The sequence below is a fragment of the Paenibacillus helianthi genome (genome assembly GCF_001909055.1).
GTDB lineage: Bacteria > Bacillota > Bacilli > Paenibacillales > Paenibacillaceae > Paenibacillus_AQ > Paenibacillus_AQ helianthi.
This window is the reverse complement of the sequence record NZ_LVWI01000033.1, coordinates 62743-87377: the sequence shown is the minus strand read 5'-3', so window position 1 is coordinate 87377 and position 24635 is coordinate 62743. Positions and strand designations below refer to the sequence as shown.

Below are 24635 nucleotides of genomic sequence, written 5' to 3'. Positions count from 1 at the left end.
TGCTGCACCCCGGATCGGTTACAATGGGAATATTGCCGGTATTGTAAAATAGTACAGGAAGACGGAGTATTCGACGGCAGTCTGCAGGAAGCCAGTAAGTGTGGATGTCTTGATTACGCGAAAGAGGAAAGCGATGGTCACCGGGAGGGTTTATGGATGAGCGGAGAATACAAAAAGCAGGGGCAAGGGCAAGAGCGGGTTCAAGCGCAGGAGCAAGCAGTAGAGCAAAGACATTTGTACGAGCGAGTGCAGGAGCAGGGGCAGGTCCTGTTCCAGGAGTCTGAGCCTGAGCAGGTGCATCCGTCTGCGGGGTTGCTCCCGCCGGTTATGGCGCTCTTTGAGCACCTGGCGGCAGGGGAATCATCACCGGAAAGCGCAGACTCCGGAAGGATAGCGGATGCAGCAGAAGCCGCGGCGATGCAAGAGCCCGTTGAAGCGGTTGCCGGAGATATGCTGCTCCCGTTCGCGTTCGAGGAGACGCTCTGCAGGGATGTGGGTGCGGGCCTTGTTCCGCCGTCTGTACATCTATGGAGCCATCCCGGCGGAGTGGCATTGGGCCTGCGGGACAGCAAGCTGCCGCGGGCAGCTGAAGCCATGGCCGCGCTGGAAGAGCAGAGCTACCGTACAGCGGTGCGGCACTCCGGCGGCGCGGCTGTGCCGCTGGATGCCGGCATCGTCAACGTATCGCTGCTGCTCCGCAAAAGTCCGGGCAAGCTGGACTTTCATGATGATTTCCGGCTGCTGGCTTCGCTGATCACAGAAGCCGTTGCGGTCAGCCATCCACAGGCAGCGGCACAGATTCGGGCAGGCGAGATCGCCGGGTCCTATTGCCCGGGCGACTTCGATCTGGCCATCGGCGGCCGCAAATTCTGCGGCATCGCCCAGCGGAGGCAGAGCAGCGCGTACTTCGTGCACGCGTTCGTGATCGTCTCCGGCTCCGGGCTGGAGCGCGGGCATTTGATCCGCGGCTTCTATGATACCGCCGCGGATGGCGATGACGCGCTGGACTATCCGCGCGTCATGCCGCAGACCCTAGCCGCGCTTGGCGAGCTTGGCGGACCGGCTTCGGCGGATGTATTCGCCGAAGGATTCCGCCAGGCCCTGGCCCGGCGCGGCGTCAAGCTTCAGCCTGCGGCCGGGCTGGCGGCCGCAGGGTACAAGCTCCAGTACACCGATATCCGTGTACTGGAGGCGGCGCGGGTGCTGCGTGAACGCTACGCCCGCTAAGCTGTGTCATGGCCGGTCGAAGCGAACCGGCCTTGCTCTATAGCCGGTGTAATGTAGCATCACCGGCATAGCAGAAAGTGCCGCATCTGCTGATAGATTCAGCAGGTGCGGCACTTTTTTGCGTCTAAAGTTCAATTGGATGTGCCCCGTACAATCGGCTGGCGGATCAAAGATACAGCTCCGGCCTCCGGTCGGAGAAAACCGGAATCTGCGCACGAACCTCCCGCACCTTATGTACATCAATCTCTCCGCTCAGAATTTCCTCGTTCTCCGAAGCTTCGCAGACCACCTCGCCCCAGGGATCAATGATCATCGAATGGCCGGCAAAGGTGTTCGCGGGATCTTTTCCAGTACGGTTGCACGCAACGACATAACATTGATTCTCAATCGCCCGGCTGATCAGCAGTGCCCGCCAGTGGGCAAGACGCGGCAGCGGCCATTCGGCACTGATGAACAGGACTTCGGCACCGAGCGCCGTATGGGCGCGGACCCATTCGGGGAAGCGGATATCGTAGCAGATCAGTCCGGCGCAGCTTGTCCCGTTCAGAGTGAACAGACCCTTGGCTTCTCCAGGATGCAGATACAAGTGCTCATCCATCAGGCGGAACAGATGCAGCTTGCTGTATTCGCCGGCGATCGCTCCGGTGCGGCTGAACACATACATGCTGTTGGTTATGCCGTTGTCCTTCTTACTGGCGACGGAGCCGGCCACAATATGGATGCCGAGCTCGCGGGCCAGTCCTGACATCAAAGCCTTCGTGGCCTTCCCCTCAGGGTCGGCAATGTCCGCAAGCCGGGTTAAATCATATCCGGTTGTCCACAGCTCGGGAAGAACCACACAATCCGTCCCCTGAGCAGCAGCTTCACGGATTTTACGTTCTGCGGCAGCATAATTTACCTGGGGATTGCCAAATGCTATATCGAGCTGAAGCAGGGAGATTTTCATGTAACAGCCCTCCTTTTTGGGTCGAGCACTACACTTTGATTCTACGGGTAAGCGGCTGCCGGGGCAAGTTGAAAGGCCAATTGAAATTATTAGTTGACGGGTCAAGGATAAAGGTGTAAAGTGATGAATGTCAAAAAGGTTTTGTGCAATCTATTTGTGTTAGGGGGTTAATCTTGACTGAACATCTGCCTGAGGAAGACCGCATCTTTGAACGGCTGCAGGCGCTGAACAAAGCCATTACACCGACCTTCGAGCGCTGTGCGGGCATAAGCCCCACCCGTCTCCGTCTGCTTCATGAGCTGTTTCAGGTTACTGAGATCAGCCAGATTTCACTGCAAAAGCAAGTAGACATCGATGCTGCGGCCATCACCCGTCACTTAAAGGGGCTGGAGGAGAATGGCATGGTCTCCCGACGCAATAATCCCGATGACAACAGAGTGACCCTGGTCTCGCTGACTGCGCAGGGAAGAGACAAAATCCGTACGTACAAGGAAGAGAAGAGCCGCTTCATCGGCAGTCTGCTCGCCGGTTTTGATGAACCAGAGCGCGCTCTGCTCGCAGATATGCTTGTCCGGCTGCAGCATAATATCAACTTGCTGTAGCCATTAACTATAATCCAACTATAAAAGGAGTTTATTATTCATGAATGCAACCAGAACCAATGATTTCACAAGTATTATCACAGGCCGCCGCTCCATCCGTAAATACGACACATCTGTCAAAATTTCGAAAGAAGAAATGACTGAAATCCTTACCGAAGCCACGCTGGCCCCTTCCTCGGTGAACATGCAGCCTTGGCGGTTTCTTGTGATCGAAAGTGCGGAAGGCAAAGCCAAGCTCGCGCCTATCGCCAAGTTCAACCAGCTTCAGGTAGAGACCTCTGCGGCCATGCTTGCCGTGTTCGGAGATTTGAACAATTTCGATTATGCCGAAGAAATCTACGGCACCGCTGTAGAGCGCGGACTGATGCCTGCGGACGTAAAAGAAAGACAGCTTGCTGCGCTGGGTGCACATTTCGCGAAACTGCCTGCAGATATCAACAGAGAAACGATCATGATTGACGGTGGCCTCGTCTCCATGCAGCTGATGCTGGCTGCACGTGCCCACGGCTATGACACCAACGCCATTGGCGGCTTCGAGAAAGACCAGATCGCCGAAGTCTTCGGTATGGACAAAGAGCGCTATGTTCCAGTCATGCTGATCTCCATCGGTAAAGCTGCTGAAGAAGGTTACGCCTCCGTCCGTCTTCCTATCAACACCATTGCACAGTGGAAATAAGAGGCGTAAGCTCATATATGTAAGTCCACGTTTCTAACATAAACTTAGCCTATGCTAGAACTTGAGTTTATGCTTACAAAACTTTTAGGAGGACTAATCAATGATTATTATTCATGCCGTAATGCAAGTAAATCCTGCGCATAAGGAAAAATTCCTGGCTGAGGCGAAACAGCTGTTAGCCGCAACCCATAAAGAAGAAGGCAACCTTTCTTATGAGCTGTACAATCATTTCGAACAGGAAAACACCTATATCATGATCGAAACCTGGCGCGATATGGAGGCTGTAGCCAGCCATAATACAAGTGCTCATTTGACCGGATTTGCAGCGAAAGCGCCTGAGTTCCTGACCGCTCCGCTGGACCTTAAGGAATATATAACGGAGAACCGGCCGGCAAATAATCTGTAACCGGAAGATGAAATCCTGCAGTGAATCATTTTGAGCCATCCACCGGGTTACCGTTAACCTGTTGGAGCTGTTCAGTGAAGTGGATCACAGGGTTGAAATGAATGTAATACATTCTTTGAAGCAAGGGGAAGTTTCAAGAGCCGGACGGGCTGTTGAAACTTCCCCTGTTTGTTTCGAAATATAAGCATTTATAGGTTTTGCTCTATACCGATAGAATCGGGTGGTGAGGAAATAACACGTACGGTACGTTTATTGACGGGCGATCCGGGGTATCTAACCTTAGCCTGATTCGACCTGTCATTTGTTCGCTGGCCCTGAACTGATAGGATCCCCCTTAAGACGGATGGAGGACTTGCCAATGAAGAATATACATATTAATGCCAGAATCTCCTTCGGAGAATGGGATCAAGAGCTTCAGCAGGATGTTATCGATTTTGTGAATTATTATATTTCGGGCGGATCCCTGAGGGCGGTTGCTGACCCGTCAGAACGGGTTTCGTCATTGATTGCCGCAGCTCTGGAAGGAGGCGCTGCCCGCGCATACCGGCAGGAAATTGGCGGCGTAATCACAGAGTTAAGGCAGCTCACTGAATTACCGGGTTTCAGTACGGAGCTGCTTGAACAGCTTGCCGCTGAGGTCAGCCGGCTGGATTCGGGTAAGCTCCGGGCACTGGCTCCGCGGACTACCCGTAATAACCAGGTCGACGCCTATGTGAACGGCCCGCAGTGTCTGGAAATGCTTCTTGAGGAAATCGCCAAGGCCCGGCGTTATATTCATCTGTCCGTCATGCTGTTTTTTAATGATGATTCAGGCAACCGGATTGCGGCAGCGCTGCTGCATGCATTGGATCGCGGGGTTCAGGTCCGGCTGATGGTGAATTACACTGTCACTGCCCTGGGGTATGGACATAACCTGGAGGTCGGAAGATTCTCGGAAATCTCGGACCGGCTGGAGCAGGCGGGAGCGAAGCTACAGGATACCTTCCACTCCTACTATTCTGCTATGGAGTGGAGTAGGAGACGGGCTGAATTGAAGGCTCAGGGTATACCTGAGAGCATCCTGTTCCTGCAGGATAAAGTGCAGGAGGACGTTGAGCTGACGGGGCTGAATGTGATTGACCACCGCAAATTCATGATTATCGACGGGATCACCTCTATCGTGGGCAGTCTGAATATTGGAGATCAATATACGTTTGCCACACCGATTGAAGCCTCTGCCTCGGTACAGGTGGATGGGCGCCCGATGGGCGTTCCAGTCCGTGAGGAGGAGTGGCATGACGGCTGTTTTCGTATCCGGGGAGCAGCAGCGCTGCCGCTGAATGCCGTGTTCCAGTCCAGATGGCTTCTGCTCGGAGGGGATTTCTATGATCCGGAGGATGCATTGTATCGTTCTGAAGGCAATACAGATTTCGGCTCAGAGGAATGTACGCTGTTTGTGAGTTTTCCCGGAAACCCGGTCAATCTGATTCAGCAGTATTATCTGGATCTGATCACGTATGCTGCCGATGAGACGGTCATTGTGAACCCGTATCTGATTGACCATGCTTTCTGGGACCGGCTGGGCGGGCTCGGACCGGAGCGCTCCTGCCATCTTACGATCTGCAATCCGCTGGAGGTCAATGACCATCCCACCAACCGTGCAGCCGTGCGCAGCAATATGTATGTCCCTTTTTGCAATGGGGTGTCTTTTTATGACTACAGTGCCACAGAACGCTTTTCCCATTGGAAAATCACCTATGACCACAGGTCGCACGCGGTGTTCCACGGCTCATATAATATCAACGAAAGAAGCGCCTGCCACGATTTCGAGCTGGGGCTGCTGGTGAAGGGAGAGGCCTTTGCAGCAAAAGTAAAAGCTATGATAGACTTTGACCTCAGCGTATCACGCAAAATCACTGATAAGAGGGAATTCTTCAAGCACCCGTGGATGCACCCCAGCACTTATGTGAATACAGCAACCCGGAATTATACCTGATCGCGCAGCGGGCCGGATGTCATGTATAATATGCAGTAAATCCTAGCAAATGGAGCCATTGCGATGAATATCATAATACAAAAGATAGGCCTGAAGAAGGACGAGGTGTTTTTTAAAGCGGATGCCGGAGAGGGTAGAGGAATCTGGTGCGGAGCTCAGGTGAAGCCGGGGGACCTTGCTGAGGTAGAATTCGAAATCCCGGTACTGCTTATGCGCTGGGTGGACATCATTCCGGCAGGCGGAGGAGAGCACGGCATCCGTTTGGAAGGCGATATTGTGGTGCTTACCGGGGTGCTGGACAATATCGAGGAGGATGGAACCGGCTGTCTGCAGCTGGACGGAGAGCTAATCATGTTCGAAAGCCTTGGTGAGCCGATGGCGCTGGGCAGCCTGGTGGAAGTCAGGACCCGGGAGATCCGGTTGTATCCGATCTTTCTGTGAATAAGGCATTCGTCTATCAAATTAACCCATTGGCATAGCCACTCTTGGCTAAATAGGCTAAGATAAATAGTATTCAAGAAGTAAGCTATGAGGAGCAGAGGTTCAATGAACAGCGATATTCAGCAATTCAAGACAGAATTTTTTAAGGCGCTGGCTCATCCGATGCGGATTCGTATCCTGGAGCTGCTGAGCGAAGGCGAGAAGAATGTGAACGAGCTGCAGGCCATTCTCGGGTCCGAAGGGTCTGCCGTGTCCCAGCAGCTTGCCGTGCTCCGCGCCAAGAATGTAGTAGCCAGTGTAAAAGAAGGCACGACGGTGATTTACTCCCTGCGGGATCCCCTGATCAAAGACCTTCTGGCCGTAGCTAAGCAGATATTCGATAATCATCTGGTGAACGCAATCTCCCTTTTGGAAGGGATCCGCAGCGAATAACCCGGGGCCTCCCGGGGCGGATTACCCGTTGACAAGCGAGGCTTGCAGGAGTAATGTTGCTCTTATATTCAAATAATCAGATATTTAGAGAAAAGAAGGTTAAAGGATGACAGGGTGGGGCCGTTTCAAAGGCTATAATATTGCTTCGCTGCGTAAGGATCTCATTTCAGGGGTTATCGTAGGCGTCATTGCCATTCCTCTGGGGATGGCATTTGCTATTGCTTCGGGTGTGAAGCCTGAGTACGGAATTTATACAACCATAGTCGCAGGGATTATAATTTCTTTGTTTGGCGGTTCAAAGTTTCAGATCGGCGGACCTACGGGTGCGTTTATTCCTATTTTATTCGCCATTGCCATGCAGTATGGCTATGAAAACCTGCTGCTTGCCGGAATGATGGCCGGGATCATTCTTGTCCTCATGGGTCTGCTCCGGCTGGGGGTGCTGATTAAGTTTATCCCCAAGCCTGTAACGATCGGATTCACCGCAGGGATTGCCGTTATTATCTTCACGGGGCAGATCGCGAACTTTCTGGGCCTGAAGGATATGAAGCGGCATGAGAGCTTCGTGGACAACATGAAGGAGATTGGCCTGCATATCTCTACGATTAACCTGTACAGTATTCTGACGGCGGCCATTTGTCTGGCTGTGCTTATACTGGGGATGCGTTTTGCACCCAAAGTGCCAGGGGCACTGGTCGGACTGCTCTGTGCAACCCTCATAGCTGCACTGTTTTTCAGCGGCAAGGTGACTACGATTGGTTCTGCCTACGGGGACATTCCGAATACACTGCCGAGCTTCCACTTCCCGGTCATTACCTGGGAACGGATTAGGCTGCTGCTGCGACCTGCCTTTGTCATCGCTATGCTCGGAGCGATAGAGTCTCTGTTGTCCGCCGTGGTGGCAGACGGCATGTCAGGCAGCCGTCATAACAGTAACCGCGAGCTGATCGGACAGGGGGTTGCCAATATTGCTGCCCCTCTGTTTGGCGGGATTCCGGCTACCGGTGCAATTGCCCGGACCGCTACCAATATCAAGAGCGGAGCCGCTTCCCCCTTGTCTGGTGTGATCCACGGTGTAGTGGTATTTCTTATTCTGCTGCTGTTTGCACCTTATGCATCGAGTATTCCGCTAGCCGCGATGGCACCGATCCTGATGGTCGTAGCCTGGAATATGAGCGAACGCAAGGAATTCATTCATTTGCTTAAACTGAAGACCGGAGATTCGCTGGTGCTGTTCATTACGTTTCTGTTGACCGTCTTTGCCGATTTAACCGTGGCGGTGGAGGTTGGACTGGTGCTCGCTGTAGTCTTGTTCGTTAAACGGATGGGCGAGGTGCATCTGGTGTCCAAGGTGCTGCCTGATCCGGACTCAGTGAAGGTTGAAGCACATATGGTCACGGACAGCCATGACTGTCCGCAGATCGGTATTTATAATGTGGAAGGGCCGCTGTTCTTCGGAGCTGCCTACCGGTTCGAGAATACGATGCCTGGCTTCGGCCCAGATAAGCCAAAGGTTATTCTGCTGCGGATGGGCAAGGTGCCGTTTATCGACACCACCGGTGAAGCCAATCTGGCAGGGCTGGTGAAGAAGCTGCATGAGGATGGCGGCCGCCTGATGATCTCAGGCATTCAATCTCAGCCGCTCGAGCTGCTTAAGAAGACCGGGCTGTATGACAAGATCGGAGCAACGCAGTTCTATGAGCATACCGGAGAGGCAATCAATGATGCGCTTAAGGTCATTAACTATAATAAGTGTCTGGGCTGCCGTCATGCTGCCTTCAGGGAATGCGCAGCCTTTGCCGGACTGGATGAAACGTCTGGCCGCAGTGCCTTCAAAGGGCGTGTGCCAGCTGTAGCACGTAAGCTGAGCGGTGAATTGTAGCCGCTGAGCAGTATGCTCGGATAATTTTTGGCATCAGCGGCAGGCTGTGGCAGAGAAGCCTTAGCTTCATTCTATAGCCTTCAAAAGCAGCGCTTCTCCCTTCACCTGGAGAAGCGCTGCTTTGCGTTAGTGCTCATTTTCCGCTTGCTCTAACTGGTCATAGGCTAGTAAAGGTAGTGACCATTTGAATCCGCCACCCGCGTGGAAAGAGCCGAAACAAAGGTATTTCTGCCTTTGAATCCGCTACCCGGAACAGGCTTATGGCCACTCCGATTTGTACAAGACATAGAAAAATTTGTACAATTACCAATAGAGGGTTTATGAAATTCATTGGGATAAGGAGAGTACCCGGACATGAAGGAATTGAATTATATCAAGGTATTTCTGCTGTTGGCAGGATTGTCCCTTGTCACACTGGCGGTCTACGGTGTAGTGTCTCAACGGACAGATACGTTCTACGAGTTTCTAATCTGGAATCTGTTTCTGGCCTGGCTCCCATTCGTGTTCTCCATGGCCGCCCATGAACTGGACAAAAGAAAAATCGGCGGATTGCTGGTGCTTCCGCTCGGCATCGCCTGGCTGCTGTTTTTTCCGAACGCGCCATATATTATGACAGATTTGGTGCACTTAACGATCCGCAAGAATTTGTATTTTGTCGGTGGAACGATCCAGAGCCGCTACTGGTATGATCTGATTACACTGCTGCTGTTCACCTGGAGCGGCTGGCTGACCGGTTTCTTCTCCCTGTACCAGTTCCAGGCCGTGATATACCGGAAAAGCAACCTGCTGCTCTCCTGGATTTTCGTGGTGTTTGCCTGCGCGCTCGGGGGGTATGGCGTTCTGCTTGGACGGGTGTACCGGCTGAACAGCTGGGATGTGCTCACCGACCGGCATCAGCTGTACCAGCTCGTTGTCGACAGCCTGAACAGGCAGTCGGTCTTTTTCAGCGTATTCATTGCGTGTGTGCTGCTGGCTATTTATGCAACGATGTACTGCCTGCTGAATGTGCTGGGCAAAGGAAGTAACCGGCCTTATTCCAGTTGAAGCTCATCCTCAAACTTCGGATGATACTGGTAGCGCTGAAGATCGATCGCTCCCTTTGCGTCAAAAACGATGCCTTCTCCCAGCAGATATAGCCGCTGCAGAGAGCTGGACTCATCGTCCGTAAGGGCAATTTCCCCTTTGACATTGACCACTCTGTGCCAGGGCAGCTTGTATGTGCGGCTCATGGAGTGGAGGATGCGGACGACCTGTCTGGCCCCTCTCGGGCTTCCGGCAGCCCTGGCAATGCCCCCATAGGTCATGACATAACCTTCGGGAATCGAGCGGATGACGGCGATAACCTTTTGCGTGAATGGTGTCATGGCTGGAACTCCTTTTGTACAAACAGTAGTGTGGATTTACTTGAATTATATCAGAAGAACCAGGCCCGTGATGCTCCCAAGGAGTACTGCGGGCTTTGCTTTTGGAGCACACTATTTCCTGCACAGTATAATTATGTGGAATAGGAGAACCAGAGTCGGGGGATAATCAGATCAAAACAATTGTGTCAGGAGTGACTGCTGTGAAGAACACAGATGCTGCCCTGGGAAACAGACAGGACGCCTCCAAAATACCGTCTTCCCAGCCGCTTAGTCCCTCGCTGGACGACAATGTGGCTCTGTTCCGGCGGATATTCAGCAATGACGGGACGCTTCGGGTGCGGGTGATTGAGAATAACTATGGAACGCTGTTGCGCTGCGGCCTGATCTATGTGGATGGAATGACTGACCAGGATCTCATACAGAATGGTATTACGAAGCCTGTAATGACTTATCCATTCAAGGAAGAAGACCATGGGAATCCGGCGAAGCTGATGGAGAAGATCCGCATGGAGATCATAAACATCAGTGACATTATGGTTTCGACGGAGCTGGATGAACTAGTAGGAGCTGTTGTAGGAGGTAAGACGGTATTTCTCTTGGACGGTTATGCCGGGGCGCTGAATATTAATGCCCAAGGCTGGCAGACTCGCGCAATAGAAGAGCCTACGACGGAAAAGGCAGTCCGGGGTCCAAGAGAAGGTTTTACGGAATCACTGATCGTTAATTTAACCCTGATCCGCCGCAGAGTCCAGAATTCCGATCTAAAGTTTGTCTTTAGTGACATTGGGACAAGGTCCAAGACGCAGACCTGCATCTGCTATTTGGAGAGCCTGGCTTCACCCGATATTCTGGCAGAACTGCAGGGAAGGCTTGCACAGGTAGAAATTGACCATATCCTGGATACCGGTTATCTGGCAGAACTGATCCGTGACGAGCCCTACTCCCCATTCGAGATGATGGGCAGCACGGAACGACCGGATACGGCTGTAAGCAAGATTATGGAGGGCCGCATTGCCTTGATGATTGAAGGCAGCCCCTTTGCCTTGACGCTGCCTTATGTTTTTGTGGAGAATTTCCAGGCCAGTGAAGATTACTACGTCAACTATTATTTTGCCTCCTTCAACCGGTTCTTAAGAGTCATTGGAGCCTTCATGTCCATTAGTATTCCGGCAGTATATGTCGCTCTGGTTACCTACTCTCAGGAGATGGTCCCTACCAAGCTGTTGCTCAGCATTGCCGCTGCCAGGCTATCCGTTCCATTCCCAACCATTATCGAGGCATTAATTATGCTGACGATATTCGAAATTTTGCGTGAGGCGGGTGCCCGAATTCCAACCACCATTGGTCAGGCGGTAAGCATTGTGGGAGCGCTGGTGCTGGGGCAGGCGGCTGTAGATGCACGCATCGTGAGTGCGCCAATGGTCATAGTGGTAGGTCTTACCGGAATCACGACCTTGCTTAATCCAAGGCTTACCGGACCCATGATTATCGTGCGTTTGATTCTTTTGTTTGCAGCGTTTTTCCTTGGGATCTATGGATACTTCTTTGGACTGCTCGGTCTGGTGATTCATCTGATGAGTCTCCGCTCCTTCGGTGTTTCCTATATGCTGGGAGTGGGCTCTATCCGCCCGCAGGATATTAAGGATGCAGCGATCCGCGCGCCCTGGTGGGATATGTATCTTCGGCCGGCAAGGATCGGTACGCGCAATATGAAGCGGAAGGCGTCCCGGAAGAAGGCGGGTAGCCGGTGAGACGAGCTCTGAGACTGTTGACGCTGCTGCTCTGCATGGCCCTGGTACTGTGTCTCTGCGGCTGCTGGAACTATACCGAGGTTGATGATATGTCCATTGTAGCCGGGGTGGCCATCGATAAGGATGCTGCTGACGGCAAGATCCAGTTGACGGCAGAGATCGTTGACATCAAGGGAGGGCTTAACCAGAATCAGGCCGGCTTCAAAATGCTCAGTCTTAAGGGGAAAACCATGTTTGAAATTGTCCGTAATATGATATCCCTAACCGGGAAAAAGCTGTTCTGGAGCCATGCCAAGGCGATCATCTTCAGCGAGGCGGTTGCCCGCGAAGGACTGATCAAGACAATGGATTGGTACAGCAGAGATACTGAAACCAGATCAGATGTGTTCATTTTTGTGTCCAGTGAGCCAACCGCGCGGGAAATTCTGAACCTGAACACATCCAAAAAAGCAATTCTGTCGTTTGAACTGGCACAAATGATGAGTGACGAGAAGTTTACCAGCACTGCGCCGAACGTGGAAATATGGGATTTCATCGACAAGCTGGAGACTTCGGGTAATCATGCAGTGGCACCTCTGATCTACGTTCATGAGCAGAACGGGAAGAAGAATGAACGTGTGAACGGCTGTGCTATTTTCTCAAAGGATAAAATGATAGGCAAGCTGAATGGGAAAGAGACCAAAAACATGCTGTTTGCCAAAGACGGCATCAAGGGAGGCGTATTGGCGGTGAATGACATACACGGGGTTCCCACCTATTCTTTGGAGATATTATCAAGCAGAACCAAGGTGAAGCCAAAGCTGGTCAACGGCAAGCTGAGCTTGCAGGTCCGAACAGTCACACGTACCGGCCTCGATGAAGTCATGACTACGAAAGACTTCTCGGGCAATGAGGGCATCAGTAGCATCGAGGAGCGCGCCAGCAAAGCCCTCCGGCAGGACATCGAGTCTGTCATACGGAAGTTGCAGCAGGAATACCATGCCGATATCTTTGGTTACGGGGAAATCATTCATGAACATCAGCCAAAGGTCTGGGCCAAGCTCCGTGACAACTGGGATAACGAATTCGTAAAACTGGATATTTCAGTAGACTCCAAGGTGATTATAGAGAACACTGCCAAAACCTCGCGCTCTATTAGGCTGGGAGATTAACAGATATGGTCATTTACCTGCTGCTGATCTATGCTATCATCGTGGTGATTGACCCTTACGGTCTGCTGAAACAAGGGAAGAAGCGGGATTTCTATGTGTGCTCGGCACTGTGCCTTGTGTCCTTCTCTCTGGCCTTTGCCCTGTCCATGCATTGGGACATCCCCAGCCCGTCTCCCACGATCATTTATATGGTTAAGAAGTTGTTCTAGGACCAGACTCTATAAGGGGGGAGGAAAGATGGGTAAGGAAAATATCCCGGCAGGCCAGTCTATAAGCATAGCGGTCCTCTTTATTATCGGCAGTTCTCTGTTTATGGGGGCTTCAGGACAGTCCGGCAACAGCAGCTGGATTGCTATCATTCTTGCCATGCTGCTGGCCCTTCCGCTTATGTTAATTTATGCCCGGCTACATGTGCTACTTCCGGGCAAGGATCTGTTCGACATGCTAATCCTTGTATTTGGAGCAGTAGCAGGAAGAGTGCTCTCCTGCTTGTATATCTGGTATGCGCTTCATCTGGGCTCGCTGGTACTGCGGAATTTTGGGGAGTTCGGCAAGTCGGTTCCTCTGACTTCAACACCTATGCTGGCCCCCATGCTGATCATTGGCCTGCTATGCGTGTGGGTAGTGAAGGGGGGGATAGAAGTACTGGGGAGGAGTTCCAAGTTCCTGCTGCTGTTTACCTTCGGGGTAATCGTTGTGGTGCAGCTGCTCTCCATCCCCAAGTTTCAATTTCATCATTTATTACCGGTTTTGGATAGTGGGTGGAAGCCTGTGTTTACAGATATGATGGGTTCCTTCACCTTTCCGTTTGCCGAAATTGTGGTGTTCCTGGGTGCTTTTCATGCGTTGCCTCAAAAGGGTTCGGCGGTCAGGATTCTGATCAGCGGCACGTTGATTGCCGGAGTTATTATTCTGTTAGTCACGATTCGCAACCTACTCGTATTGGGGCCGGATCTCTTATCCAGCCTATATTTCCCCTCGTATGTAGCGGTCAGCAGAATCAACATCGGTGATTTCCTGACCCGGATTGAAGGCTCGTCAGCTATTGTTTTTGTCACTACGCTGTTTGTGAAAGTGAGTCTCTGTCTCTATGCCGCCTGTAATGGTGTAGCCAAGGTGTTTAAGCTGAGCAGTTACCGTTCGGTAGTGCTTCAAATGGGCCTCATCATGGTCTATTTCGCGGATTTTATCTATAAAGATATTATGCAGATGGATTATTTTGCCCACCATATCTACAAGATTTATGCATTGCCGTTTCAGGTGGTGATTCCTGTGATCCTGTGGATTGCCGCTGAAATCCTGGCCCGGAAAAAAATCCGTAAGCAGAAAACTGCTCAGAATTAAGGGCAGTGTTGTTCCTGGTGCTTCCATGCTTACAGCATGTTCATTTATATTTCCATCCTTCACGGAAGATAGCTATAATGGGAGGCAGAGAGCTAATTTCTGGCGTAGGAGGAAGCACAGGTGAGTGTATCAAGTATCGTCATGTCCTCGCATTGGGGCAGAGAAGTCAGACATAAATATATTACACAGGAATCGAAGGTGCTCGCGGTAGTATTTCCGGGCAGGAACTACTCCGCTGAACGTTCACTGCTGGATTATGCCTCCAAGCTGGCCAGAGAGTATGGCTGCGATATCCTGTTGCTCGAATATGGCTATCAGAGCGCACGTGCAGAGCTCAAACGTGAGGAAATCGATATTGTAACCGAGGAATGCAAAGCGGCCGTAGCTTCACTTCCAGACTACGAACAGCTGCTCTTCATCAGCAAAAGCATGGGGAGCGTCATTGCCGGAAGAGTGGCGGCAGAGATGAACCTTCAGCAGAAAACCTCGCATTTATATATAACACCAGTTGCCGATTCAATGCCGCTGCTGAGACAAAGCCGGGGCAGCATCATCTACGGTGGCAGCGACCCGACATTCACAGAGGAGCATGCCGCCGGGCTTAGCGGACAGAAGAATCTCCGGGTGTACCGGATTGACGATGCCAATCATGCGCTCGAAGTAGGCAGTGTCAATGAATCGCTGGCCGTGCTGCTCGTCATCATTAACTTTTATCACGAGTTTTTCCGGGATGCGCTCACAGGCTGAGAATAAATATGCAATAGGGGATGATTGTGATGGTTCTGGAAGCTGCTATGCTTCATGTGAAGCCGGGGCTTACCAGCCAGTTCGAACAGAGCTTCAAGGCGGCGTCCGCACTGATTTCTTCCATAGAAGGTTATTTGGGCCATGAGCTGCAGCACTGTCTGGAGGATGATCATAAATATCTGCTGCTCGTGAAGTGGCGCAATCTTGAGGATCACACCATCTCATTCAGGGAATCAAGCCAATATCAGGAATGGAAAGCGCTGCTCCATCATTATTATAGCCCCTTCCCGGTAGTGGAGCATTTCAAGTCTGTTAATCTGGAATAAATTGGGGGAGACGGTATGCAGGGGAAGCGGATTGGGGAAGGAAGAACCGCAGAGGTCCGGGAATATGGAACAGGGAAGATTCTGAAGCTCTATCGTGAGGATATTCCTGCGCACTACGTGGAGCACGAATATGAGATCAGTAAATATGTCTATGAGCATAACGTTCTCACCCCGCAGCCTATGGAGCTTGCTGCGCTTGAGGGGCGTATGGGCATTGTGTTTCAACAAATTCATGGACGCTCCATGCTTAGGCTGATCGGGGAGAAGCCGTGGAAGCTTGCCGAATATGCAAGACAAATGGCTGTGCTCCACCATAATCTTCATAAGCTCCAGGGGGCAGAGGCTTTTGGGAAGCAGAAGGAGAACCTGAAGAGCAGTATTATCGCTGCACCCATGCTCGCCATGGAGGAGAAGACGGCCGTATTGGCCCAATTAGAGCAGCTGCCGGAGGGAGACCGGCTCTTGCACGGGGATTTCCATCCGGACAATGTGCTGCTGGATGGGCAGGCATGGATTATCGACTGGATGACCGGGATTTCCGGCGATCCGGCCGGGGATGCTGCGAGGTCTGTCATTATGCTCAGTATGGGGGCCTTGCCTCCGGGAGCATCACTCGCCACCAGGTTTATTACTGGTTTTATAAGAAAGAGGCTCACGAAAGGGTATATCAGAGAATACCTCAGGTTATCGGGTCTTACTTACGCCGAGGTGAACGCCTGGGTGCTGCCGGTAGCAGCAGCCCGGCTTACGGAAGGCATTCCGCTGGCGGAGAAAGAGCAGCTGGTCCGTGAAATCCGCAGACGGCTAAGATTAGCTCCCGCCGGTAAGGACATTTAGGGAGGAATGTGCGCTATGAATACATATATTGCCCTGCTGCGCGGCATTAACGTGGGCGGCAACAAAATCATTAAAATGCAGGCTTTGAAGGCAATGTTCGAGTCGCTTGGATATGAACAGGTGCGCACATATATCCAGAGTGGAAATGTGGTTTTTGAAAGCGGGGAATCGGCAGGCGCTAAGCTTGAGGAAACGATCGGTGCGGCGATCCGGGACACCTTTGGTTTCGAGGTCTCTGTGATGATCCGTACGCTTGCGGAACTGGAGGCGGCTATTGCTGCCAACCCTTTTCAGAACCTGTCACAAGAGGATTATAAAAGGTTGTATGTTTCTTTTCTTAGTAAAGCTCCCTCGGAGGAGGCACTGGACAAGCTGACCCCCTACGCCGATGGCGCAGATAAGCTGCGCGTTGCCGGCAAAGAGATGTACACCCTGTATGAGGTAAGTGTAAGCCAGTCTCCGTTGTTCAAGGTTCCGCTCGACAAATGGCTGGGCACATCCATTACCGCACGGAATTGGAATACGGTGAATAAGCTGGCCGCAATCGGGCGGGGGGAATAGCAGGCTGGCATTGAAAGACGGTGCTGGACCTTCTCTCATTCAAACAATGGCTTATGCTTATTGAAAAATTGATAAAAAAACCGCACATTGTCCAGCTCAAACCATTCTGCTGTTTGAAGAGGCCTCGCATCCAGATTATATATTTTTGCATGCAACGTGCCTAGAACAAAAGGGGAATGAGTGGCAATAATAAATTGACTGTCAAAATATCGTGCCAGCTCATTTATTTGTTCTGCCATCCGTATTTGATTAGCAGGAGAAAGTGATGTTTCCGGCTCGTCCAATAAATACAATTGCCCAGGCAGCAGATATTCCTCGAAGAACTGCATGGACGTCTCCCCGTTGGAGTATTTTTCCTGGGAAAATTGAATGTCCTCCAGCTTCTTCCTAAACGCATACGTAGCTTCATATTCTGCCGCCTGAGCCTCGCTCATCCCTTTGTGCCTCTGTTCATTTATGATTCCCTCACGAAGCACGGAAGATTGCTGGATCTTCTTGATCTCATATAGAACATCCTCTGATTTCATATATCGGCTTCCTTTTGGAAGTTGCCTGATTTCACGTTCTTGCTCATCATACCCAAACTGATAGCTGCTCAAATCAAGGAAACGTTGCGCATAGTTAATATGTCCATAGCTTGTCATTCTTTCCGCCCCAGGAATGCCCAACTTGTTGGAGATTACATTGAGTAAAGTGGATTTTCCGCTCCCGTTATTGCCATATAGCACCGTAATCCGATCAAACAAAAGCACCTCTCCAGCCACGTGCTTAAATACATAATCAGGGTATATGTTGGGATTCCGATCTGTATAATCAGAAAGCTTAAAGCTTCTTACATAAATCATTGCCGCACTCCCTTACCTAATTTCATGCTTCATCATTATCCAAATTCAATACTAGGCTTGATGCCCATTGTGGTAATTATATCCTCCCTGGGCCCAATACTGAAGCTGTTAGCGCCTGCGGCGTACTGCTAACTCTACCATGATAACTTGAAATATTAACCTTCACCTTTTCCCGCTAGACCAATGCTTGTCCCCTGACAGTCTGAACGTAAAAAGAAACCCAAGGTCGTAAAAATCCTGGGTTTCCCGACAATCTTGGCCCCACGTTGTGGGGCTATTTCTCATTCCGTATTTCTCGTTCCGGTATTCAGCAAACATTCAGCCTGATTTCATTATCAGTTAAGGTAGGGGTGCCATAATACACCTAAGCAAAGCTGTACCGGGGGATAGAGCACTGCCGGAATAGTGTATCGATCGATGGGAGTGGAGAGAAATGAAATGGATAAAAAAGCTGGGTTCCGATGTCGTGCTGCTGGGTATTCTGCTGCTTGCAGCCTTTCTGTATGGCTATGGAATCTGGAATGATCAATACTCAAACACGTACTATACCACAGCAGTAGGAAGTATGCTTCAGAGCTTTCACAACTTTTTCTTTGCCTCGCTGGACTCGGCAGGCTCGGTAACGGTTGATAAGCCGCCTGTGACGTTCTGGATTCAGACACTCAGCGCGCTGATCTTCGGCCTGCACGGCTGGAGCGTGATCCTTCCGCAGGTGCTTAGCGGAATAGGCTCCGTATTGCTGGTATATTTGCTGGTGAAACCAACCTTTGGCCGCACGGCAGCGCGGCTCGCAGCACTGGCAATGGCAACTACACCCGTAGCTGCTGCTGTCAGCAGAACGAATAATATTGATGCCATGCTGGTATTCACGCTTTTGCTTGCAGCATGGTTTCTCTTCAAGGGTACTAAGCACAATAAATGGGGCAGTCTCCTCACGGCGTTTGCCTTGATCGGCGTAGGCTTCAACGAGAAGATGCTGCAGGCATACATGGTGCTTCCCGCATTCTACCTCTTCTATGTTCTGGCTGCGAAGGTGAATTGGAAGAGGAAAACCGGAGTGCTCGCAGCCTGTACCGCAGTGCTGCTGGTGATTTCGCTATCCTGGGCGGTTATCGTGGATTCGATCCCGGCAAGCAAACGGCCTTACATGGGCAGCAGCGGGACGAACTCTGTGCTGAATCTGGCTTTTGGCTATAACGGGGTGTCGCGCTTGACCGGTGACCGCAGTACCGGAGGCGGCGGTGGCGGCTTTCCTGGCGGCGAAATGCCGTCATGGAATGGCGGGGAGATGCCGCCCATGAACGGAGCCGCCGCCCAAGGCAGTCAAGGAATGATGAGTGGTACAGACGGTCAGGCACAGGGACAGCCACCTGGAGGTACAGGAGGCGAACAGACTGACGGAGGCTTGAATGGCCGCGGCCAGGCTGCAGATGACGGCGGGATGCCGGGAGGCAGAATGGACGGCCGAGGCCAGTTTGATTTCGGGCAAAGCGGCCGTGGCGGGATGAATGGCGGGGCAGGAGGAATGTTCAACACAGGTACTGCCGGTCCGCTCCGCTTGTTCCAATCGGCGTTGTCCGGCCAGGCCAGCTGGCTGTTGCCTTTCCTGCTATTCGGCTGCATCGGAATCTTTGCCAGCCTGCGCAGACGGAATTTCACATGGCGGCATACAGAAGCATTGTTCTGGCTGGCCTGGCTGGTGCCGGCTATGGGATTCTTCAGCATCGCCGGATTTTTTCACCAATATTATCTGATTATGATGGCTCCGCCGATTGCGGCACTGGCCGGAGCAGGCTGGCTGCAGCTGTGGACTTATTACAAAGAACGTTCAACCTGGCTGTCCTGGCTGCTTCCAGTGGCGACGCTCGCTACAGCTGTCTTTCAGTGGTACATTATGCATCCTTATGACGATAAGATCGAAAGCGGCTGGTCCATAGGTGTTCTGGCTGGGGGGATCGCTGTCACTGTTCTGCTGCTCGCATTGCGGGTATGGAAAGGGCAGAAGAAGCCTTTCGTACATGCTGCAGCGGTGATGGGTTTACTGGTGCTGCTGGTCGGACCTATCTACTGGGCACTGACACCTATCACTTACGGAGCAAACAGCATGACTCCGGCGGCTGGACCGGACAGCAGCAGCGGTTTTGGCGGCATGGGTGGTAAAGGAGGAATAGGCGGATTGGGTGGCAGAAATGGCACAGCGGGAGTCAACGACAGTCTGCTGACCTATTTGAAAGAGCATAATACCGGTGAGAAGTATCTGTTCGCGGCAATGGATTATGGAACTGCAGGCCCTTATATTATCGATAAAAATGAATCGGTCGTTATTCTAAACGGGTTCAACAACTCGGATGTGCCGTATACCACTGATACACTGAAGGCGCTTGTGGCGAGCGGTAAAGTGAAATATTTCCTTGTCACTACCAGAGGCATGGGCGGCGGTCGCGGGGGCAGCTCTGAAATTACCAATTGGATTACGGAGCATGGAACGGTAGTTCCAACAGCAGAATGGCAGGGAACAGAGACAGGTAATAACGGCGGAACCTTGTACGAAGTGAGTGTTCAGTAGGACGGGGTTTACCAGGCTGTATAGTAAGCGCGCTTTACTTGATTTTTTGGCAAAAGCGCGCTTCATGACTAGAAATGAAATTAAGGAGGAGCTGCTCATGAGTACGCACGTGCGCTATTCCATAATCATACCGATGTACAACGAAGAGGCGGTTATTCAGGAAACCTACCGGCGGATAAAAAAGGTAATGGAAACGACAGGAGAGGCTTACGAGCTGCTGTTCGTCAATGACGGAAGCACGGATAATTGTGCGCAGATGATTGAGGAATACAGTTATTGGGATGAGAGCGTGAAGCTGATTGATTTCTCCCGCAACTTTGGTCATCAGATTGCCATTACCGCGGGTATGGATTATGCGCTGGGGGATGCGGTAGTCATCATCGACGCTGATCTGCAGGACCCGCCGGAGCTGATTCTGGATATGATCCGGGAATGGAACAACGGCTATGAGGTTGTATATGCCAAACGGGTGAAGCGCAACGGGGAGTCTCTGTTTAAAAAGTGGACAGCGAGCCTCTTTTACCGGGTGCTGCGGTATTCCACGGACATCTCTATCCCGGTGGACACCGGCGATTTCCGGCTGATCGACCGCAAGGTATGCGAGGAACTGAAACGGCTGCCAGAGAAAAACCGCTTCGTTCGCGGACTGGTCAGCTGGGTCGGCTTCCGGCAGAAGGCTATCGAATATGAGCGTGATGAACGGCTGGCAGGTGAAACGAAATACCCGCTGAAGCGCATGATCAAGCTGTCACTGGATGGGATCACCTCCTTTTCCTACAAGCCGCTGAAGCTGGCGGGCTATCTGGGAGGGCTGCTGTCGGCTGCCGGATTTCTGTACCTTATGTATGTGCTGTACCTGGTACTGTTTACGGACGCAGCCGTTAAGGGCTGGGCATCGATGATCGGCATTACCTTGACATTCAACGGATTTGTACTGATTATGCTGGGTATTCTGGGTGAGTATGTGGGCCGGATCTATGACGAAACGAAGAGACGCCCGCTCTATATTGTCCAGGACTTTTACAGCGGCAAGCAGCAGCAAGGTGCAGTCGAGCAAAGGGTGGCACAGCTTCATAAATAATTGACGATGGTGCAAAGGTCTTGTCCGTCCGGCAGGTTCCCGGTGCAGGGGCAAATGGCCGGGTTCGCTGACGGCAAGGCTGAATCCAGTGGATAGAGCACCGACGTCCAAAAAGGCCAGCCGGATGTATCTCTGGCTGGCCTTAACTGGCCTGAAGCTCTTTCGTGCCGAACAGTAAGTTTAAGCCTTCAGCAGATCATGGTCTACATATCTTGCACCGTTCAGTTCACTGATAATATTAATAGCAACCTTCGCACCGTCTCCGGCAGTAATAATGGCGTGAACGCTTACTCCGGCTACCGTACCGGCAGCCCAAATACCTTCGACATTGGTTTTGCCTTCAGCATTCACGGCTACAACGGTCTTGATTCTTGGTTCTGTGCCGTCCTTCGTGTCTACACCGGCTTTGGCGGCCAGATCCGTCAGCACACCCGTTGCCAGGATTACGTGCTTCGCTTCATAAGTAGCGCCGCTCTCACTCTCAATGACAAAGCCCTCGCCGGCTGCAGTGAGGTTCACCGCTTGGTCTGCTACTAATTCCGCACCGAATTGCACAGCCTGCTTATGACCGGTTTCCACGAGCTCGGGCCCGCCAATTTCAGCAATCCCATAATAATTCTCATACCAGCCTCTGCGCGTCATGCCTTTATCGTTGTCGATTAACAGCGTTTTTTTGCCCGCCTTGGCGGCGAACAGGGCTGCACTTGCACCGGCAGGGCCGGCCCCGATGATGGCGATTTCGTACATAACATAACCTCCTAAAAGTTTTGTGAGCCTACACATCATCCGAACCGCTCCGTACAAAACTCGCTTCGGAAGCATAGGCTTTAAGTTTTGTGAGCCTACACATCATCCGAACCGCTCCGTACAAAACTCACTTCGGAAGCATAGGCCTTAAGTTTTGTGAGCGTCTCACTTACTATTATAACGTTAATGATTCTTCATTAGCTAATCTGTGAAGCAGGGAAGGGTAACCTTGAAGGAGGTTCCTTCACCGGGGCGGCTGTCGACACGGATGTCGCCGTGATGTGCATCCACAATGGATTTGGTTATGGAGAGTCCGAGTCCGGAGCCGCCGTATTTACGGGTGCGTGAAGAATCACTTCGGTAGAATCTTTCAAATACATGGGGAATATGCTCTGCCGCGATCCCGGAGCCATTATCTCTCACGGTCAACTCGGCTTCTGTTCCCCGGGCAACCAGGCCAACATGTATAATTCCCTCTTCAGCATCGGTATGTTGTACAGCATTGTGGAATAGATTAAGAATCACCTGCTTCAGCTTGTCGGGATCATACATGCCGCAGATGCCGCGAGGGATCCCGAAGGTAACCCTGCGGTCTCCGGCAAGCATGAGGAGCTGCGGCTGCATCTCGGTGATCACATCTCCCAGCATCATTTTTTTGATGTTAAGCTGCGGCGCTCCGTCCATGCGGGCCAGGAGGAGCAGATCCTCTACCAGCTTATTGATCCGTTTCGATTCTCCGTGCATGCTTCTTAGCGCATTCATGAGCTGTTCCTTGTTATCTGCAGCTCCACGCAGCAGCACCTCCAGAAATCCATGGATGGACGTTAGCGGGGTCCTAAGCTCATGGGAGGCATCAGCGGCAAAACGCCGCATTTGCTCTTTGGCTTCACGCTCACCTTGAAAAGAAATCTCCAGCCGCTCCAACATTCCGTTGAATGAGCGGGACAGCTTGTCGATCTCTGTCTGTCCCTGGTTTACGGGGAACCGCTCGCTCAAATTGCCTGCATCGATAATCTGTGCGGCTTCCCCCATGTTGGATAAGGGGACCAGCGTTTTGCGCAGGGCTGGCAGGTACAGGAGAAGCCCAGCCAGCAGGGCTGCAACCGATAAGGCTGCAAAAATCAGCAGCTGCTGCATGATCACATCCTTCAGCGGGCCTGTACCCACACTCATCTGCAGCAGCATCCGGGACTCCTGGGGTTTGCCAAGATTCATGAATACGGCCAGATGCTCACTGCCGTCCGGTGCGGTAATGAGCCGGTAGCTGCCGGTAGCCTTGTCGGTGGTGTGCTTCAGCAAATTATTGTACTCTGCATCGGATAATCTGGGAGCGGAGGAATCAGATAGGGTCTCCTCCTGGAAATCCTTGAACCCTCCGCCCGTGCTGTAAATCGCGAGGGTCGTATGGGCGTCCAGCAGAAGCGGACGCCGGTTGGCAGCGTTACGCATATTGCCGGGGATGAAAGTGCCGCTGCCTTCAGGGACTCCAATACCGCCCGAGCTGCCGTTTACAGGCGGCAGTCCTGGAGTTGGCGTACCAGTGCTGCCACTGATACCGCTGCCTGGTTCTCCGCTGCTTGTCCCGGATCCCTTCTCACCGTTGTTATTGAAAGCCAGCGAGTTGAAAAAAATCTCACGCGGCACGGAACGGATCTGGGTTTCCATGGATTCTGCCCGGTTGGTGTAGATGAAATCACGCATAAGTACATACTGAAGCACACCGATTAAGAGCAGCAGGCCGGAGAGAATCAGCAGTGAAATGATCAGCAGCTGCTTGCGCAAGGAGCGCGGCGCGGGGAGCCTGCCGAATAGACCCTTGGCACGGGCAATCATACCAGATCCACCCGATAACCCGCACCGCGAAGCGTGCGTATGATCCGGTGTTCTTTGTCGCCCAGTTTCTCGCGGAGGGAACGGATGTAGACCTCTACGATATTCTCCTCACCGCCGAAATCATAGCCCCATACCTTATCGAGAATCATCGGTTTGCTCAGCACCAGACCATGATTGATGACCAGGTATTGCAGCAGCTCGTATTCGGTAGGGGACAGCTCCAGTACCTCGTCCTTGTGGCGGATTTCCTTGCGCCGGCCATCGATCCGGAATGGTCCGCAGCGCACTTCGCCGAGCAGTCCCGGGAACTGGTTCCGCAGACGTGCCTGAATCCGGGCCAGCAGCTCTTCGAAGCTGAACGGCTTGACCATATAATCGTCAGCCCCAATGGACAGACCCTTAACACGGTCATCCACTTCATCTTTGGCTGTAAGCATGATTACCGCAAGCTCTGATTCCTCCGAACGGAGATAGCGGCAGAGCTCGAACCCGTCCATCCCCGGCATCATCACATCCAGAATGGCCACATGGGGCTTGAATTCCGCAGCAACCGCAATGGCACTAACCCCGTCCGGAGCGGTTCTTACTTCAAAGCCCTCATTGTTCAGGCCCAGCTCCAGGAACTGGAGAATATGAGGCTCATCATCCACGAGCAGCAATCGTACACCTTGGGCAGCCTTCATGCATTGTTCCTCCACATCGGTAATAGTTAGCTACATTATGACATATCAGAATGAAAGTTTGCTGAAGATGGAAACATTAAATTAGGAAAGGATTCGAAAATAGTCTTTCAGGGTTAATCATAATGGTTAATCTAATTATACGGAGATATTAATGCTATTAATAAGAAGTTTAGTCAGAATATAAATAGTTTTTGAACGGGACGATAAAGGGT

General features: G+C 51.9%; 25 protein-coding genes. 19 read left to right on the top strand and 6 right to left on the bottom strand.

From position 1 onward, the window contains the following. The first annotated feature begins 156 nt into the window (after positions 1–156). Positions 157–1227: a lipoate--protein ligase family protein gene (locus A3844_RS09480; protein ID WP_083606778.1), complete on the top strand. Its 1071-nt coding sequence runs from the start codon at positions 157–159 to the stop codon at positions 1225–1227. A gap of 166 nt (positions 1228–1393) precedes the next feature. On the opposite strand, the gene A3844_RS09475 is transcribed toward A3844_RS09480, so the two are convergent. Then, complete coding sequence (locus tag A3844_RS09475; protein ID WP_074107278.1) at positions 1394–2173, bottom strand: carbon-nitrogen family hydrolase; 780 nt, start codon at positions 2171–2173, stop codon at positions 1394–1396. 173 nt (positions 2174–2346) lie between these two features. On the opposite strand from A3844_RS09475, the gene A3844_RS09470 reads away from it, so the two are divergent. The 8 genes from A3844_RS09470 to A3844_RS09435 all read left to right on the top strand — a co-directional run bounded on the left by A3844_RS09470 (position 2347) and on the right by A3844_RS09435 (position 9631). Further along, the gene (locus A3844_RS09470; protein ID WP_074086783.1) at positions 2347–2775 is read left to right on the top strand and encodes a MarR family winged helix-turn-helix transcriptional regulator; all 429 of its coding nucleotides are present in this window, start codon (positions 2347–2349) and stop codon (positions 2773–2775) included. Between the two features lie 40 nt (positions 2776–2815). Next, positions 2816–3451, top strand: coding sequence for a nitroreductase family protein (locus A3844_RS09465; protein ID WP_074107277.1), 636 nt, complete (start codon positions 2816–2818; stop codon positions 3449–3451). 100 nt (positions 3452–3551) lie between these two features. Continuing rightward, positions 3552–3857 carry a putative quinol monooxygenase gene (locus A3844_RS09460; RefSeq protein ID WP_074086785.1) on the top strand — a complete coding sequence of 102 codons (306 nt, stop codon included), beginning with the start codon at positions 3552–3554 and terminating at the stop codon, positions 3855–3857. Between the two features lie 358 nt (positions 3858–4215). After that, positions 4216–5832 (top strand): phospholipase D-like domain-containing protein, encoded by a 1617-nt coding sequence (locus A3844_RS09455; protein ID WP_074107276.1) that lies wholly within the window; start codon positions 4216–4218, stop codon positions 5830–5832. Positions 5833–5895: 63 nt separating this feature from the next. Then, positions 5896–6273, top strand: a complete 378-nt coding sequence (locus tag A3844_RS09450; RefSeq protein ID WP_074107275.1) for a hypothetical protein — start codon at positions 5896–5898, stop codon at positions 6271–6273. 105 nt (positions 6274–6378) lie between these two features. Then, positions 6379–6705 carry an ArsR/SmtB family transcription factor gene (locus A3844_RS09445; protein WP_062522366.1) on the top strand — a complete coding sequence of 109 codons (327 nt, stop codon included), beginning with the start codon at positions 6379–6381 and terminating at the stop codon, positions 6703–6705. A gap of 106 nt (positions 6706–6811) precedes the next feature. Continuing rightward, positions 6812–8587, top strand: coding sequence for a SulP family inorganic anion transporter (locus A3844_RS09440; RefSeq protein WP_074102736.1), 1776 nt, complete (start codon positions 6812–6814; stop codon positions 8585–8587). Positions 8588–8941: 354 nt separating this feature from the next. Further along, positions 8942–9631, top strand: a complete 690-nt coding sequence (locus tag A3844_RS09435) for a DUF1361 domain-containing protein (protein WP_074086789.1) — start codon at positions 8942–8944, stop codon at positions 9629–9631. Here the strand turns inward: A3844_RS09435 and A3844_RS09430 are convergent. Then, the gene (locus A3844_RS09430) at positions 9619–9951 is read right to left on the bottom strand and encodes an MGMT family protein (RefSeq protein WP_074107274.1); all 333 of its coding nucleotides are present in this window, start codon (positions 9949–9951) and stop codon (positions 9619–9621) included. The two genes, A3844_RS09435 and A3844_RS09430, sit on opposite strands and share 13 nt — an antisense overlap. 200 nt (positions 9952–10151) lie before the next feature. Here A3844_RS09430 and A3844_RS09425 point away from each other — a divergent pair, with 200 nt between their 5' ends. The 8 genes from A3844_RS09425 to A3844_RS09390 all read left to right on the top strand — a co-directional run bounded on the left by A3844_RS09425 (position 10152) and on the right by A3844_RS09390 (position 16668). Then, positions 10152–11702, top strand: coding sequence for a spore germination protein (locus A3844_RS09425; protein WP_074107273.1), 1551 nt, complete (start codon positions 10152–10154; stop codon positions 11700–11702). Continuing rightward, on the top strand, positions 11699–12853 hold the full coding sequence (locus A3844_RS09420; RefSeq protein ID WP_074107272.1) for a Ger(x)C family spore germination protein: 1155 nt from the start codon (positions 11699–11701) through the stop codon (positions 12851–12853). The genes A3844_RS09425 and A3844_RS09420 overlap by 4 nt, the downstream gene beginning before the upstream one ends. Before the next feature lie 5 nt (positions 12854–12858). After that, a complete protein-coding gene (locus A3844_RS32755; RefSeq protein ID WP_074086792.1) occupies positions 12859–13062 on the top strand; it encodes a hypothetical protein in 204 nt (67 codons plus the stop codon). Between the two features lie 28 nt (positions 13063–13090). Next, positions 13091–14197 carry a GerAB/ArcD/ProY family transporter gene (locus tag A3844_RS09410; protein WP_074107271.1) on the top strand — a complete coding sequence of 369 codons (1107 nt, stop codon included), beginning with the start codon at positions 13091–13093 and terminating at the stop codon, positions 14195–14197. A gap of 120 nt (positions 14198–14317) precedes the next feature. After that, positions 14318–14944 carry a hypothetical protein gene (locus A3844_RS09405; protein ID WP_074086794.1) on the top strand — a complete coding sequence of 209 codons (627 nt, stop codon included), beginning with the start codon at positions 14318–14320 and terminating at the stop codon, positions 14942–14944. A 29-nt stretch (positions 14945–14973) separates the two neighbouring features. Then, positions 14974–15270, top strand: a complete 297-nt coding sequence (locus A3844_RS09400; RefSeq protein WP_074107270.1) for an antibiotic biosynthesis monooxygenase family protein — start codon at positions 14974–14976, stop codon at positions 15268–15270. A 15-nt stretch (positions 15271–15285) separates the two neighbouring features. Further along, entirely contained in the window at positions 15286–16107 is an 822-nt protein-coding gene (locus tag A3844_RS09395; RefSeq protein ID WP_074107269.1) for a phosphotransferase family protein, read from the top strand. Between the two features lie 15 nt (positions 16108–16122). Then, positions 16123–16668, top strand: a complete 546-nt coding sequence (locus tag A3844_RS09390) for a DUF1697 domain-containing protein (protein WP_074107268.1) — start codon at positions 16123–16125, stop codon at positions 16666–16668. Positions 16669–16703: 35 nt separating this feature from the next. On the opposite strand, the gene A3844_RS09385 is transcribed toward A3844_RS09390, so the two are convergent. Beyond that, a complete protein-coding gene (locus A3844_RS09385) occupies positions 16704–17420 on the bottom strand; it encodes an AAA family ATPase (RefSeq protein ID WP_244169739.1) in 717 nt (238 codons plus the stop codon). 526 nt (positions 17421–17946) lie between these two features. On the opposite strand from A3844_RS09385, the gene A3844_RS09380 reads away from it, so the two are divergent. Continuing rightward, the gene (locus tag A3844_RS09380; RefSeq protein ID WP_074107266.1) at positions 17947–20079 is read left to right on the top strand and encodes a glycosyltransferase family 39 protein; all 2133 of its coding nucleotides are present in this window, start codon (positions 17947–17949) and stop codon (positions 20077–20079) included. A 97-nt stretch (positions 20080–20176) separates the two neighbouring features. After that, complete coding sequence (locus tag A3844_RS09375; protein WP_074107265.1) at positions 20177–21160, top strand: glycosyltransferase family 2 protein; 984 nt, start codon at positions 20177–20179, stop codon at positions 21158–21160. A 180-nt stretch (positions 21161–21340) separates the two neighbouring features. On the opposite strand, the gene A3844_RS09370 is transcribed toward A3844_RS09375, so the two are convergent. The 3 genes from A3844_RS09370 to A3844_RS09360 form a co-directional block, all read right to left on the bottom strand. Next, the gene (locus A3844_RS09370; RefSeq protein ID WP_074107264.1) at positions 21341–21907 is read right to left on the bottom strand and encodes an FAD-dependent oxidoreductase; all 567 of its coding nucleotides are present in this window, start codon (positions 21905–21907) and stop codon (positions 21341–21343) included. 201 nt (positions 21908–22108) lie between these two features. After that, positions 22109–23740: a sensor histidine kinase gene (locus A3844_RS09365; RefSeq protein WP_074107263.1), complete on the bottom strand. Its 1632-nt coding sequence runs from the start codon at positions 23738–23740 to the stop codon at positions 22109–22111. Beyond that, entirely contained in the window at positions 23737–24423 is a 687-nt protein-coding gene (locus A3844_RS09360; protein ID WP_074086803.1) for a response regulator transcription factor, read from the bottom strand. The genes A3844_RS09365 and A3844_RS09360 overlap by 4 nt, the downstream gene beginning before the upstream one ends. Between the last annotated feature and the right edge of the window lie 212 nt (positions 24424–24635).